Annotated in this window: 13 protein-coding genes; all 13 read left to right on the forward strand. The window is 59.0% G+C overall.

From position 1 onward, the window contains the following. Positions 1 to 89 precede the first annotated feature (89 nt). Positions 90 to 650 carry a ribosome-associated translation inhibitor RaiA gene (gene raiA / locus PLJ71_13010; protein ID HQM49600.1) on the forward strand — a complete coding sequence of 187 codons (561 nt, stop codon included), beginning with the start codon at positions 90 to 92 and terminating at the stop codon, positions 648 to 650. 35 nt (positions 651 to 685) lie between these two features. Further along, positions 686 to 1,654 carry an HPr(Ser) kinase/phosphatase gene (hprK, locus tag PLJ71_13015; protein HQM49601.1) on the forward strand — a complete coding sequence of 323 codons (969 nt, stop codon included), beginning with the start codon at positions 686 to 688 and terminating at the stop codon, positions 1,652 to 1,654. Next, positions 1,647 to 2,516, forward strand: coding sequence for an RNase adapter RapZ (gene rapZ / locus PLJ71_13020; protein HQM49602.1), 870 nt, complete (start codon positions 1,647 to 1,649; stop codon positions 2,514 to 2,516). Before hprK ends, rapZ begins: the two co-directional genes overlap by 8 nt. Positions 2,517 to 2,837: 321 nt before the next feature. Further along, on the forward strand, positions 2,838 to 3,110 hold the full coding sequence (locus tag PLJ71_13025; GenBank protein HQM49603.1) for an HPr family phosphocarrier protein: 273 nt from the start codon (positions 2,838 to 2,840) through the stop codon (positions 3,108 to 3,110). A gap of 4 nt (positions 3,111 to 3,114) precedes the next feature. Continuing rightward, entirely contained in the window at positions 3,115 to 4,881 is a 1,767-nt protein-coding gene (ptsP, locus tag PLJ71_13030; GenBank protein ID HQM49604.1) for a phosphoenolpyruvate--protein phosphotransferase, read from the forward strand. 62 nt (positions 4,882 to 4,943) lie between these two features. Next, a complete protein-coding gene (locus tag PLJ71_13035; protein HQM49605.1) occupies positions 4,944 to 6,104 on the forward strand; it encodes a 1-deoxy-D-xylulose-5-phosphate reductoisomerase in 1,161 nt (386 codons plus the stop codon). A 107-nt stretch (positions 6,105 to 6,211) separates the two neighbouring features. Then, positions 6,212 to 7,903, forward strand: a complete 1,692-nt coding sequence (locus PLJ71_13040) for a site-2 protease family protein (GenBank protein ID HQM49606.1) — start codon at positions 6,212 to 6,214, stop codon at positions 7,901 to 7,903. Between the two features lie 139 nt (positions 7,904 to 8,042). Next, the gene (locus PLJ71_13045; protein ID HQM49607.1) at positions 8,043 to 9,356 is read left to right on the forward strand and encodes an aspartate kinase; all 1,314 of its coding nucleotides are present in this window, start codon (positions 8,043 to 8,045) and stop codon (positions 9,354 to 9,356) included. Positions 9,357 to 9,363: 7 nt separating this feature from the next. Further along, positions 9,364 to 10,812: a pyruvate kinase gene (gene pyk / locus PLJ71_13050; GenBank protein HQM49608.1), complete on the forward strand. Its 1,449-nt coding sequence runs from the start codon at positions 9,364 to 9,366 to the stop codon at positions 10,810 to 10,812. A gap of 3 nt (positions 10,813 to 10,815) precedes the next feature. After that, positions 10,816 to 11,571, forward strand: coding sequence for a class I SAM-dependent methyltransferase (locus tag PLJ71_13055; GenBank protein HQM49609.1), 756 nt, complete (start codon positions 10,816 to 10,818; stop codon positions 11,569 to 11,571). Positions 11,572 to 11,575: 4 nt separating this feature from the next. Next, the gene (gene bshC / locus PLJ71_13060) at positions 11,576 to 13,126 is read left to right on the forward strand and encodes a bacillithiol biosynthesis cysteine-adding enzyme BshC (protein HQM49610.1); all 1,551 of its coding nucleotides are present in this window, start codon (positions 11,576 to 11,578) and stop codon (positions 13,124 to 13,126) included. Beyond that, complete coding sequence (gene bshB1 / locus PLJ71_13065) at positions 13,123 to 13,845, forward strand: bacillithiol biosynthesis deacetylase BshB1 (GenBank protein ID HQM49611.1); 723 nt, start codon at positions 13,123 to 13,125, stop codon at positions 13,843 to 13,845. The genes bshC and bshB1 overlap by 4 nt, the downstream gene beginning before the upstream one ends. After that, a partial coding sequence (gene bshA / locus PLJ71_13070; protein ID HQM49612.1) for an N-acetyl-alpha-D-glucosaminyl L-malate synthase BshA occupies positions 13,842 to 14,917 on the forward strand: 1,076 nt, incomplete at its 3' end. The genes bshB1 and bshA, both read left to right, overlap by 4 nt.

Here is a 14,917-nt window from a genome sequence, read left to right on the forward strand (position 1 = left end):
CGCCGGATTGACAGGCTGAGGCGTTCGGTGGTAGGATCTAAAGCTAGCGGGTTGTTGTCTAAGTATTGGAGGGTCAACGGATTATGCAAATGGAAATTTCAGCGCGCCATATGGAGATTACGGATGCTCTCAGGTCCCACGTGACCACCCGGCTCGAGAAGCTTCGGGGTCATTTTGACCGCGTTCTCGACGCCAATGTGGTCCTCAGCGTGGAAAAGCATCGTCATGTGGCTGAAGTGACGCTCCGGGCCAATGGTATCCGCATTCACGGCAAAGAATCCTCGCCTGACATGTATTCCTCGGTTGATGCCGTTGTTGAAAAGTTGGAGAAGCAAATTCGCAAATACAGGGACCGGGTCAACCGGCATTCGCCGCGCAAGGGCGGAGAAGAGCTCGCCACTGAACTCGAGTTGTTCGATTTCGGCCAAATATCGGATGAAGAGGACAGCAATAGCGAACAGGCGGTACGGCACCGGATCATCCGTCGCGAGAAGCTGCCGATGAAACCCATGACCATCGAGGAAGCGTCGATGCAGCTGGAACTGGCCGAAGAGCCGTTTATCGTGTTCTCGAATGTCGAAACCCAGCAAATCAACGTGATATATGCCCGGAGCGATGGAACTTTCGGCTTGATCGAGCCTCAGTTCTAGGTTTCCGGGAGGTCTCGCGCGAAGACGGAGAGACAATGGACACCAAGAACCTCCCGATCAACCGAAAAGAGAGCATCGCTGTCGCACGCCTTATAGACCAGCTCACCGAATCCCTGGAGTTGGAACTGATCGGCGGGTTTCAAGGTATCGGGCGGCCTGTATTCATTTCAGACATCAATCGGCCCGGGCTCGCGCTCAGCGGGTATCTCGAGTACTTCGCCAACGACCGCATCCAGATTCTGGGCAACACCGAAATCCATTTCATGGAGAAGCTCTCGACCTCGGAGCTCGAACATCGCCTGGAAGCGATGTTTTCGTTCGAAATCCCGTCGTTTGTGTTATCGCGCAGTCTCCGCCCCCGGAATATCTTCCTCGACATGTGCAATCGACGGGGAATACCGGTCTTGCGCTCGCGTCGCAGCACCGACGAAGTCATCAGCAGCATCATTCTGTTTCTCGCCGAGGAATTCTCTCCGGAAACAGTCGTGCACGGGACTGCCGTCGACTGCTACGGTGTGGGCATCCTGATCACGGGAGCGCCGGGTATCGGGAAAAGCGAAACCGCGCTCGAGCTCATCGAACGAGGGCACCGCATGGTGGCGGACGACGTGGTGACCATGCGGCGCGGGCGCGAGGGCATCATTTTTGCCTTGGCGTCGCCCGTCATCGAGCACCACATGGAAATCCGCGGCGTGGGCATCATTGACATCAAGAGCGTCTACGGGGTGGGCTGCGTGCGCAACTCGAAACGCATCGGCCTCGTGGCGGAGCTCGAGATGTGGAATGAGCAAGCCCAATACGACCGGACGGGGCTTGTGGACGAGTATGTGGACATTTTGCGCACGCGGATTCCCTACCTGCTCATTCCGGTGCGGCCGGGCCGCAATATCGCGATCATCCTCGAGGTTGCTGCATTGAATCACCGCCTGAAAGAACTCGGGATTTATCCTGCGCAGCAACTCAATCAGAAGCTTTTGAATCTCATGAGCGCGGACGATGCCTAGCGGACGAAGATTCGTGCTGGTCACGGGGTTGTCTGGCGCCGGGCTGTCGCTGGCGCTGAGATTCCTCGAGGACGTGGGGTATTACTGCGTCGACAATCTTCCTGCATCGCTGCTTCCGACGTTTGCCGAACTGGTTCAGGGCAGCACGGAATCTACGCGGCGCAAGGTGGCGGTGTGTCTTGACGCGCGGGCGGGCGAAGGCCTTTCGCGGTTGCCGGGCTATGTCCAGGAAATCGAGGAAATGGGCATTCCGGTCGAGACCCTTTTTCTCGACAGCACCGACGAGGTTTTGATTCACCGCTATAGTGAGACGCGCAGGAGACACCCATGCTCGCCGGCGGGAAGCGTTGAAGAAGGCATTCAGCGCGAGCGTGAGCTGATGGCCCCGATGCGATCGCGGGCGGACCTCGTGATTGACACCAGTTCCACATCCGTGGCGGAGCTGCGCGAGCGCATCGCGTCCATGTTCGTAGGGCCCAGAGAAGCGCGAGGGCTGGTCATCACGGTGATGTCGTTCGGGTTCAAGAAAGGTGTTCCGCCGGAAGCCGACTTGGTATTTGACGTGCGGTTTCTCCCCAATCCGCACTATGACCCCGAGCTGGGGCCCAAGACGGGATGCGAGCCCGACGTGCATGATTTCGTGCTTGCCAACCCGGACGGCCGTGAATTCCTGGACCGCTTGAAAGGCCTGCTCAAGTTTCTGATACCGCGCTATGCGGCTGAACCCAAATCGTACCTTACGATCGGAGTGGGATGCACCGGCGGCCAACACCGTTCCGTGGCGGTCGCCCACGCTATCCTGGTTATGCTGCGCGAAATGAACTACGATGCGCGTTTGCGGCACCGGGAACTGCCTGGATAAGCGGCCCCGTCGTCATGGCATCGACCAATCCCGCCGGTTCCTGTATAAGTTTCTCTCGGGTTGGAACTTGGGCAACCGCGTGGTCTCGACATATCGCTCCTCACGGAACGCGGTTCAGAATGGCGTCTTTTGAAAAATGCCCACGCAATCCACTATATTTTATGCGCGCTCAACACAGTGGGTTCGAACGCATCAGGCAAGAGACATGGCCGAATCCAAGGTAGGTAAGATCATGTCCCCTGAGAGGCCATTCGCCTGACAGGCTTCCGGAGAAACCGCCGCGTTTTGATTGCACCGTTACGGACTTTAGGATAATGATAAATGCCGGACTTGACCGAACAAATGGTCATTGTGAACTCAATGGGGCTGCACGCGCGCCCCGCCGCAAAACTCGTGCAGACCGTCCTTCAATACGAGAGTGACGTGCAGATAAACGTAAATGGCCAAAGGGTCAACGCCAAGAGTATTATGGGATTGCTGACTCTTGCTGCAGCACAAGGGACCCAGATGATCGTGACGGCGCAAGGACCCGACGCCGAACAGGCGATTAACGCGGTGCGGCAGCTTGTGGCATCGGGTTTCGGGGAAGAGTGACCAGGTGGAGATTTCACTGCGCGGCATAGGAGTGTCACCCGGAATCGCTATTGGCCCCGTCTTGCCTTTTGGACTCACCGGCCTGGAAGTCCCCAAGTACCAGGTTGAAGACAAAGAGGCGGAACTGCGGCGGTTCCACGATGCGATGGAATGCGTGCGCGTCGACCTGCAACGTCTCCATCAGAAGACCGCCCAGGATCTCGGTCCCAAGCATGCGGAAATATTCGAGGCGCATTTGATGGTGCTCGATGACGTCACGTTCCATGAGGAAATCGAAAAGCGTTTACGCACCGAAGGCTGGAACGTTGAGCAGCTGGTCGAGGAATTCATTGGGCGCTACTCGCAGATGCTGGACTCGGTGGACGATGCGAAATTCCGGGAACGCACCCAGGATGTAGTGGATGTGTTGCGGCGTATTCAAGGGCGATTGCTGAAGGCCGAGATGGAAAGTCTCGAACACCTTGAGCATCCTTGCGTCGTTGTCGCCCACGACCTGTCGCCTTCGGACACAGCGAAGATGGACCTGGAAAACACGCTGGGGGTGGTGACCGACCTGAGCGGCCCGACGTCGCATACGGCTATCCTCGCGCGCGCCTTTGAAATCCCTGCCGTGGTGGCGCTGGGGACTGTAGGGACCCAGGCGCTCGCAGGAGACACCGTCATCGTAGACGGCGGCCACGGCGACGTCATTCTCAGGCCCACGGAAACAACCCTCGGGCGTTACGTGGCGGAGAAGAAACGCCTCGAAGAGGAACGCCAAGCCTTGCTGATGGCCGAGAAGGATATCCGCAGCGTTACTCTGGACGGTTTTGAGATCCCGACCATGGCCAACATCGAGTTGCCGGTGGAGATCTCGCACAGCAAGACGACCAAGGCCCAGGGCATTGGGTTGTACCGCACGGAATACTTGTTCATGAATCGTGCGTCGCTTCCTTCCGAGCAGGAACAATTCGATGCGTACGCCACGGTCGCCGAGGCCATGAACCCCGCCTCGGTAACCTTGCGCACCTTGGACCTCGGCGGCGACAAGTTCGTCTCGCACCTTCAATTGGCGGACGAAATCAACCCGCAACTGGGCTGGCGGGCCATCCGGTTCTGCCTCGAACGCCCGGACATCTTCAAAGCTCAATTGCGGGCGATGTTTCGCGCCAGCGTTCACGGGAACGTGCGGATTATGTTTCCGCTCGTAAGCGGCCTGGACGAGTTTCGCCGCGTAAAGAATATGGTCCAGGAGGTGCGCGCCGACCTCGAACGCCGCGGTGTGCCGTTCGACCCGAACGTGCAGATAGGCACAATGATTGAGGTGCCGTCCGCGGTAGTCATTGCCGATCTGTTGGCGGCGGAATCGGATTTCTTCAGCATCGGCACGAACGACCTCATTCAGTACGGTCTGGCGGTAGACCGGGCCAACGAAAAGATTGCTCACATGTACGAGCCGGCCCATCCGGCGGTGTTGCGGTTGATCCGGCAGGTCGTGCGTGCTGCACGGGCGGCTCGAATCCCGTGCGGGCTGTGCGGCGAGATGGCGGGCGACCCGGTTTTCACGGAGATTCTTGTGGGCTTGGGCATCGACTCGCTGAGCATGTCGGCGGTAGCCATCCCGGTTGTGCGGGTCGAAGTCGCCAACATCCGGATGCGCGTCGCCCGGCGGTTTGCCCGCCGCGTACTGAAGATGGGGTCTGAATCGGCCATCAAGAAACTGCTCTACAAGCGGTACAAGAGCCGTCACACACTTTCCCGGGTATTGGGCCGCCAGAATAACAATGAATAAACGCATGCAGGGCGCCGAAAGTTTGAAGTAGGCGCGGAATCTCGAGATACAGGGATCCGGTTGTGCCGATACGCCTTTCCATATTGGGCTCGACGGGCTCGATTGGCCGAAGCGCCCTTGACGTGGTGCGACACTACCCCGGCATGTTTGAGGTAGTCGCGCTCGGCGCGTTCTCGAATACCGATTTGCTGGCCGAACAGCTGCGCGAGTTTCGCCCTCCCCATGTGGCGGTAGCGGATGAAGCGGCCGCCGCCCGATTGGACCTCTCGGGCCTGAATACGCGTTTGTGGCGCGGCAGCAACGGTTTGGAGGAGATTGCCGCCATGAGCGTGGACGTTGCGCTGTGCGCTGTCGTGGGCGCGGCGGGTCTCAAGCCGGTACTGCGGGCGATCGAAGCGGGCAACCGCATAGCGCTGGCCAACAAGGAGCCCCTGGTCATGGCTGGCCCGTTGATTATGGAGACAGCCAGGCGCAGGCGCGTGGACGTGCTGCCGGTGGACAGCGAGCACAACGCCGTCTTCCAATGCCTGCAAGGGCATTCCAGGGACGATGTTCACCGGATTCATCTCACGGCGTCGGGCGGGCCCTTTTACGGCAAACCGTGCGAAGCGCGCCGCAACGTTACCCCTGAAGAGGCGGCAAACCATCCCACGTGGGACATGGGCAAGAAGATCAGCGTGGATTCGGCTACCTTGATGAACAAGGGATTGGAAGTCATCGAAGCCATGTGGCTTTTCGGCATGCCGCTCGATAAGATCGGCGTGATCATCCATCCCCAGAGCATTGTCCACAGCATGGTGGAATTCACCGACGGCAGTATCTTGGCACAGATGGGTCCAACGGACATGAAATTCCCCATCCTGTTCGCGTTGACATGGCCTGAGCGCGTCCGAGAGCCCATGGGCCGTCTTGACCTGACCCAGGTTGAGAAGCTTACCTTCGCCAAACCCGATTTCAGCGAATTCCCGTGCCTGCACCTCGCTCTCAAATCCGCCAGAAAGGGTGGGACCGCGCCGACGGTGTTGAACGCAGCGAATGAGGTGGCGGTCCAGGCTTTCTGCCGGAAGCGAATCCCGTTTCTGGAAATCCCGGCCCTGGTGGAGCATGTTTTGGCGAGTTCCCCTATCGAGAACGAGGTGTCGCTCGAGTCCGTTCTGGCTGCCGATGGATGCGCCCGAGAGCGGGCGGAACGCTATATTGAGGCCAGATTTCAGACAGTATGAGCACAAGAATCGCGAATATGGAACTTCCCCCCCATGTTTGATTTACAATATGGTGATCGACGGGCTGGCCGAAGAAGAGGTCCGGCGAGGTCACGGAGTGCAAAGTAATGGTTTTTGGCGGCGTATTTGTGTTTATTATCGTATTGGGAGTGCTCATTTTCTTTCACGAAATGGGACACTTTATCGCGGCTAAGGCATGCCATATCTATGTCGACCGGTTCAGCCTCGGAATGCCTCCCCGGCTGTTCGGGATCAAGCTCGGAGAAACGGACTACTGTGTAGGTGCCTTGCCTATCGGTGGTTACGTGAAAATGGCAGGACAAGAGGACACCCCCCTTACCGAAGAGGAGCGTCAGAAACAGTACGGCGAGGTCCCTCCGGAACGCTGGTTCAACAACAGGCCCGTGTGGCAGCGGATGATTGTTATCACAGCCGGGCCGGTCATGAACGTTGTGCTGGGGGTCTTGTTATACGGAATAGTGGCGGCGGTCGGCACCGAAGTTCCTGAAAGCGAGGTCACCGCCCGAGTAGGATTTGTGAAACCCGAGTCTCCCGCGGCCACGGCGCCGATGTACCGAATACCCGATACCGCGGAGAACACGGCAACCGCCGGCGAACCGGATACAACGGGCTGGCGGACGGGTGACCTGATCATCTCTGTTGACGGCGAAGCCATGCGCAGCTTCTCGGACGTCGGCTTTGCGGCGATTCTGGGGGCCGGCAGAGTCTTGGATGTGCTGCTCGAGCGTTCCGAAGAGGGGGAAACGGTCCGGTACCTGTCTCGAATTGAACCCCAACACGTTGAAGACAGCAAGCATACACAGTTTGGCATCGAGCCATTCAGGACGGCGCTGATAGGCCGGATCCTGCCTGGATTACCTGCTTGTGAATCGGGCCTCAAAGATGGCGATATTCTGCAAACCGCGAATGGCCAAATCATTGACAGCACAAGCTTTACCAAGTTCCTGGAAAACATGGGGGACAACGGCACGGTGAGCCTCGAGGTCGAGCGCGAAAATGCGGTGTTCGACGTGACGCTCAAGCCGGCAACGATTGGACGGTTCGAAGGCGTTGTGTTCTCACCCTCCCTTTACAGCGAGGAAGAGGGAGAGGGGCCGCCGACCATCGGATATGTCTCGGACCAAGTGAAAGAGGACACGGGCCTCGCTCGGGGGGACGAAGTTCTCGAAGTGAACGGCAAGCCGGCAACGGCTGTGAACCTTCGCGAGGCGGAGCGGGACAGCGCTGGCAAGAGCCTGACGCTCAAAGTTCGGCACAAAGCGCGCCTGTTCGGGCTCGCCGGAGCGGAAGAAACACAAACCGTCGAAATCACTCCGGTGCCGTCGGCGGCCATCGGCATTGTCTGGGGTGAAAAGATGGTTTTCCACCGGGCCGCTGCACGCGAGGTGGTTCCCGAGGCGTTTCGTCAAGGGTTCAAGGCGTTGTCGCGCACAATTAAAACGCTCGCCATGCTCTTCACGGGCACGGTAAGCCCGAGCGACTTGGGCGGTCCGGTGCTGATTTACCAGGTGACGACGACCGCGGCCAGTATGGGTTTGATGTGGCTGTTCAAGATAACGGCGTTCATCAGCGTCAATCTCTGTGTATTCAATCTGCTGCCGTTGCCAGTGCTGGACGGCGGTCTCCTGCTCTTGCTTTCCTGGGAGGGCATTCGCAGGAAGCCCCTGCCCGAGAAAGCCCTGGAGCGCATCCAGCAAGTGGGTTTGGTCATCATCATCAGTCTGCTGCTTTTCGTGACATATAACGACATACTCCGGTGGGTGACGTCCACGCTTTAGGATTCGAGGCCGGGAAGCTGGGGACATTGAGGGGCAGTGGGACCGCCAAGGGCGGCGAATCACCTCCGGAGCTGCGTGAGAAACAAGACGACGGGCAGGCCCAATAGACCTGCAACGGGAAGGAGAAGCCGAGAGCGTTATGGGATTCATCACGTGCAAATTTGGGGGATCGTCGCTGGCAGACGCGGCATGTGTCCGCAAAGCGGAAGCGATTATCCGGTCCGATCCGCAGCGGCGGTATATCGTGCCGTCGGCGCCAGGCAAACGCACGGAAGAGGACAAGAAAATCACAGACCTGTTGTATGCGTGGCACAGCCTGGCTAAGCAGGGGCTGGATGTGTCCCAGCCGAAGGGCATCATCGCGGAACGTTTCGGGGAGTTGGCGAGGGAGCTGGGTATCCCCTTCGACGTGGGCGCACACATGGAACGGATCGCCGCCGAGGGAGAGCAGCATGCTGAACCGGATTACATGGCTTCCCGCGGGGAATATCTCAACGGCCTGCTGATGGCGGAGCTTCTGGGAGCCACGTTTATCGACCCTGCCGAGTGCGTTTTCTTCGATGATGAAGGGGGGCTCGACAAAAAGACCTACAGTGCTTTGGCAAAACGCATGGCAGGAGACGGCCTGTTTGTTGTGCCGGGTTTCTACGGAGTGATGCCCGACGGCCGGGTCAGGACGTTTTCACGGGGCGGCAGCGATGTGACCGGGGCAATCGTAGCCCGGGCAACCCACTCCGTCCTGTACGAAAACTGGACCGACGTTTCGGGCTTCCGTATGGCCGATCCGAGAGTGGTGCCCCATGCCAGGCGCATCCAAGAAGTGACGTACAAGGAACTGCGCGAACTTTCGTACATGGGCGCAAAGGTGCTGCATGAGGAGGCGATCTTCCCCGTCCGTGAAACAGGCATCCCGGTCAACATCCGCAATACACACAAGCCTGAGGTGCCGGGAACGATGATCGTGTCTAAACGCGAGAGCACCGAACCCGTGTGCGGCATTGCGGCGCGCAAGGGTTTCTCCATGATCACAATCGAAAAAGCGCTGATGAACCGCGAATTGGGGTTTGGCCGCCGCTTGCTGATGATCCTCGAAGAGTTCGGGATCAGTTTCGAGCATATGCCGTCGAGTATCGACACGGTTTCGGTGATAGTCAGGGACGACTTGCTGGGCAGCCACGGTCCCGCGGTGATCAAGAAGATCGAGCGCCGGTGCGATCCCGACCGCGTGGAGTTGTCGCCGGGGCTTGCGCTGATCGCAACGGTAGGCCAGGGCATGGCGGGTCACATCGGTATTGCCGCGAAACTGATGGGCGCGCTCGCGGAGGCCCGCGTGAACATACGCGTTATCGACCAGGGCTCTTCGGAAAACAACATCATCGTAGGCGTCGAAGATAAAGACATGGAGACGGCAGTGCGCGCAATTTACGGTGTTTTCACTCACTCGGAGGGTTAACCAGGCTATGCGCCGGACCAAGATCGTCTGTACGCTGGGACCCAGTTCGCGCGACTATCAAACGATCGAGCGCCTCATGACGGAGGGCATGGACGTCGCACGCCTCAATTTCTCGCACGGCAGCCACGACGATCATCGCAACGTATTCGAGACGGTGCGGCGCGCGGCCAGCGAAACGGGCAGGGCTGTCGCCGTGATGGCCGACCTTCAGGGACCGAAGATCCGGACCGGGCGTTTGGAAGACGGACGCCCGGTCAATCTGTCCCCGGGCGCTTCTTTCTGCATTACTGCCCGGGACGTGCCTGGGAATGCCCGGTGCGTCTCGACGACCTATGAATCCCTCCCGCAGGACGTACAGCCCGGGAGCCGCCTCCTGCTCGCGGACGGCATGCTCGAATTGCGTGTTCTCGAGGTGAAAGGCCCGGATGTCCATTGCACAGTGGTGCGCGGCGGCAAGCTGGGGGAACACAAGGGCATCAATATGCCAAGGGTAGCCGTAAGCGCCGCTCCGTTGACGGAGAAGGATATCGAGGATTTGGAATTTGCTCTGGACCTCGGCGTCGATTTTGTGGCACTTTCGTTCGTTCGGTCGGGGCAAGACATATGCCACCTGAAAGAGCTTATTGCAGAGGGGGGGCACAGGGCCTCGGTGGTTGCCAAGATCGAGCGCCCCGAGGCGGTTGCGAACATTGACGAGATAATCCGGGTAGCGGACGCCGTGATGGTTGCCAGAGGCGACCTGGGAGTGGAAATGGATCTCGACGAGGTTCCGCAAATTCAGAAGGACATCATTCGGAAATGTAACCGGAACGGGCTCCCCGTGATTACCGCGACCCAGATGCTCGAATCGATGATGGCCAGCGCCCGGCCCACCCGTGCCGAGGTGGCGGACATAGCGAACGCGATTCACGACGGCACGGACGCATTGATGCTCAGCGGCGAGACGGCTTCCGGGCGTTATCCCATCGAGTCCGTGGCCACAATGGCCCAGGTAGCTCTGAAGACTGATGAAATTATCGAGCAGTCCCCGCGCTGCGCCCTGGTGGCGCCCGAAAATGCCAGCCGTCATGAAACCGCGTTTGCACATGCCATCGGCCTGGCGGCAAGCCAGGCCGCTGAAGACGTGAATGCCGTGTGCATTACGTGCTTCACCATGTCCGGCTATAGTGCGCGCATGATTTCGCGCCACCGCCCTCGCAAACCGATAGTTGCCGTGACAGTCAACGACGAGGCCCGGAGGCGCTGCGCTCTTTTGTGGGGGGTTCAGACTCTGCCGGGAGCCGAAACCCGAGACCTTACCGCCATGGTTGGCCAGGTAGACGATATTCTGAGCCGTGAGGGACTCGCCCAGCATGGCGATACGGTCGTGATCGTTGCGGGCACCCCGCTTCTGGTCGGGGGCCGTACAGACTTTATCAAGATCCATCAGGTTGGTGAGTCGGAGACCGGGCGGTGATTCATGAGCGACTGTCCCAGAGATATTGCGCCGGACTGGTATGTCCGCGCCTTTGACGACCTTTACCCTCTTCTCTATGCCCATCGGACGGTCGAAGCGGCGGAGCCGGAAGCAGACTTCGCGGCGGCTCAGTTGAGACTGGCCGGGAACGAGCGCGTATTGGACCTCTGTTGCGGTAACGGCCGGCACATGAAACACTTGCGCCACCGGTGCGCCTCCTTGACGGGTCTGGATTATTCGGAAGCGCTTCTGCGGATTGCCCGCGGTATGGTCGGCCGGGATTGTGCTCTGGTACGGGCGGATATGCGGGCGATTCCGTTCGTGGGCGTTTTCGATGCGGTGACCAATTTCTTCACCTCGTTTGGATATTTTGTTGAGGTCGAGGACAATTTCAAGGTAGTCTTCGGGCTGGCTGGAGCTCTGAAACCTGGCGGCCGGTTTTTCATCGACTATGTGAACAGGGAAAGCGCAATCACTCGCTTGGTTCCTGAGAGCATCCGGAAACATGAGGATTACGAGATTCGTGACCAGCGCTGGATCGATACGGTTAAGAATCGGCTAAACAAGCTTACAACAGTCATTTACAGGGGCGAGGCCATCCGGGAAGTCGAGGAATCCGTTCGGCTTTACAGCCCCAGTGAGTTTGAAGACCTGTTGCGTGAGGGAGGCCTGAAGGTGGAGGCGCTCTACGGGGATTACACAGGGGCCGGGCTTGATTCCGTGACGCCGCGCATGATTGCGGCGGGCCTCAAGGAGTGATACGGTGCGGGACCTCTCCAAAGAGTACCTGAACGAAGCGGCCGACTTGATGCCGTTCTACGCATGTCCCCTATCCGCGTTGTATGCGCGGCTTCCGGGCCCCGTTTCCTGGCCAAAGCCTCTGGTGGAAGAAATGCGGGCCTATAACGAACGCATAGGGACACGCGCGACATTGGACGGAACGGAACTTGTGGTGGTCACCGGACAGCAGCCGGGGTTGTTTACCGGACCCCTGTACACCATTTATAAGGCAATTACGGCTATCAAGTTGGCCCAACAAATCGAAGCGCGTTCGGGCAGGCGGTGCATCCCGGTTTTCTGGGCCGCAAGCGAGGACCACGATTTCGAGGAGGCTGCCACAGCGCATTTTCTCACGAAGAGGGACGAGCCCCTCAGCCTCACGTACAAACCGAAGCAGGACATCACCGACCTTCCCCTGTACCGGGTGCCGGTCGAGGACTCGGTTCACGAGGCAATCGACACTGCCGCCCAGGAGATGCGAAAGTCTGAACTGACGGATAGCGTTACCGCGTTTCTGCACGAGTCCGCCGAACAGTCCCGGACGCTGTGCGAATGGTTTACACGATTGCTTTCCCGGATGTTCAGAGATACCTCTCTGGTCCTATTCGTTCCGCATCTTTCAGCGGCACGAGCGCTTCAGTCCGAGCTGATGGCTGTTGAAATCCAAAACCCCCTTGAATCGACACGCAGGTTGAACGATGCGGGTAACTCATTGGCAAAACTAGGCTTCCAACCCCAAGTCACGAAATCGGACAACATGTGCAACTTCTTTCTGGAAGTCGGAGGGCGGCGCCGCGGAGTTACCTATGAGGACGCCAGGTTCCACGTCCCAGAAGAAGGCATAACCTATACCGGAGATGAGTTGCTCGCACTCCTTGCCCAGGAGCCCGGGCGGTTCAGTGCCAACGTCGCCCTGCGGCCCGTGGTCCAGCAACGGCTCTTCAATGCGGTGGCGTATGTGGCTGGACCAGCAGAACTTGGCTATTGGGGACAAATTAAGGGGGTCTTCGAGCAATTCGGCCAGTCCTTCCCCGCAGTGTATCCGAGAGCACAGTGCGCCTTGGTGACGACGCGAATCAGGAAGCTGATGGAGAAGTTATCGCTGTCGCCGCGGGACCTGGAACGGCCACTGGAACAGTTGGAACAGAAAGTGTTCCGCCATATCGCCGAAGAGCCCTCGTATGGGGCGATTACCGTGGCGCAAAAGGATGTTCGAAACCGTTTTCGAGAGCTTCTTGCCATTCTGGAGCAAACGGATCCCGTTGCACGTGAGATGACGGAGTCGATGGGTCTGCGAGTGGATTCGGAGTTTGACCGTATCAGGGATGTGCTGACCCGCCGGGACGAGGAACGGGTCGAGGCTGTGCGCAGACAGGTAGTCCGCCTGCAGCAGTGTCTCGTGCCATGGCGAAAACCCCAGGAACGTGTGTATACTGTGTTCTCGTTCATGTTTGAGCACGGCTGGGGCTTGGCGGCGCGCCTGCTCAAAGAAATCGACATCGGGTCTTTCCAACTGCAGGAGGTGGAACTATGACAGCGGTCGATATTCTGGTCGTAGGCGCACACCCTGACGATGCCGAGGTCGGAATGGGGGGGCTCATCCACAAGATGGCCTCGAAGGGGTACTCAGTAGGAATTCTGGACCTCACGGAAGGAGAACTGGCATCGCGCGGCTCCCCCGCGGAGCGGGCGCAGGAAGCCGCGGCGGCGGCTGAAATCCTTGGAGTCGCGCGGCGCGAGTCCGCAAAGCTTAAAGACGGCAAGGTCGCCAACACCAACGAGCAACAAAAGAAGCTGATACCCTATTTACGCTCTTTCAGGCCCAAGGTTCTCATTGCTCCCATGACCGATGACCGTCATCCGGACCACGGCGCGGCCCACGAGCTCATTCGCGATGCGAACTATTTTGCAGGCTTGCGCCATATGGACCCGGACGCCCAGCGGGAACCCCATCGCGTCATGCGGCGCTATTTCTACCGGGTCTATGGCGATCCCACGCCTCCGCAACTGGTTATGGACATCTCGGAGCACATGGACGCGAAGATGGCGGCGCTCCAGCAATACAAGTCGCAGTTCTATAACCCCGAGTATGGGGGATTCCCGACTTACGTATCGAGCCCGGAGTTCTGGGACTTTGTGCGCACCCGGGCCGCCTACTGGGGCAACCGCATCGGCGTGCGGTACGGAGAGCCCCTGTACATCACCCGTCCTCTTGGGATTGACACGCTGCCGAACTTGGAGATGATCGAATGAGAATAGGCATTTCCTGCCACTCGACGGCGGGGGGCAGTGGGATTCTTGCCACGGAACTCGGCATTGCGTTGGCGAAACGGGGCCACACCATCCACTTCGTGACCACCGAGCCTCCATTCCGCCTTCGCGGATTCTATCGGAACATCTTCTCGCACACGGTCAACGTCGTGCCGTATCCGCTCTTTCGGTATCCTCCCTTTACGCTGGCGATTTCGGCAAAGATGTTCGAGGTGGCGAAAGAGCACGATATCGAGCTTTGGCACGTTCACTATGCCATCCCCTACGCGGCGTGCGCGGTCATCGCACGGGAGATGATGCCCGCGGACAAGCGTTTTCATATCGTGACGACCTTGCACGGCACCGACATCACCCTTGTGGGGAGCGACCCCTCCTACTTCCATCTCACGAAGTTCGCCATGGAGCGCAGTTGCCGGATCACGGCCGTTTCAAATTGGCTCGCCAAGGAAACGCAGGCGGCCTTTGAACTATCCAAGCCTATCCATACGATCTACAATTTCGTGAATCTCGACCGGTTTAACGCGCCCCTGGCGAACCGTCAGAGTCTTGCGGGCGACGACGAGAAGATCGTCATGCACATCTCGAATTTCCGCCCCGTCAAACGGGTCACGGACGTGGTCCGCACGTTCAAGAAGATCCTCGACCGTGTAAATGCGCGGCTTATCATGGTTGGGGACGGTCCGGAACGCATTTCGGCCGCTGGCGTGGCCCGCCAGCTCGGCGTCAGCGACAAAATCACCTACCTGGGCAACAACGAAGCGGTCGAGAGCATCCTGCCGCTCGCGGACCTCGTGTTTCAGCCCAGCGAACACGAAAGTTTCGGCCTGGTGCCGCTCGAAGCCATGCTTTCCGGCGTGCCGGTCCTGGGGACGGCCTCCGGGGGCGTGTGCGAGGTAGTCGAGCATGGCGTAACGGGCTACCTCTGCGAGGTTGGCGACACCGATGCGATGGCACGGTGCGCGCTCGAAGTCCTTCAGAACGAAGCAAAAGCCCGCGAGATGGGCATCAAGGGCCGCGCGCGCGCCCGCGAACTGTTTGCCGAAGAGAAAATCGT

This window comes from Candidatus Hydrogenedentota bacterium (assembly GCA_035416745.1).
Taxonomy (GTDB): Bacteria; Hydrogenedentota; Hydrogenedentia; order Hydrogenedentales; family SLHB01; genus UBA2224.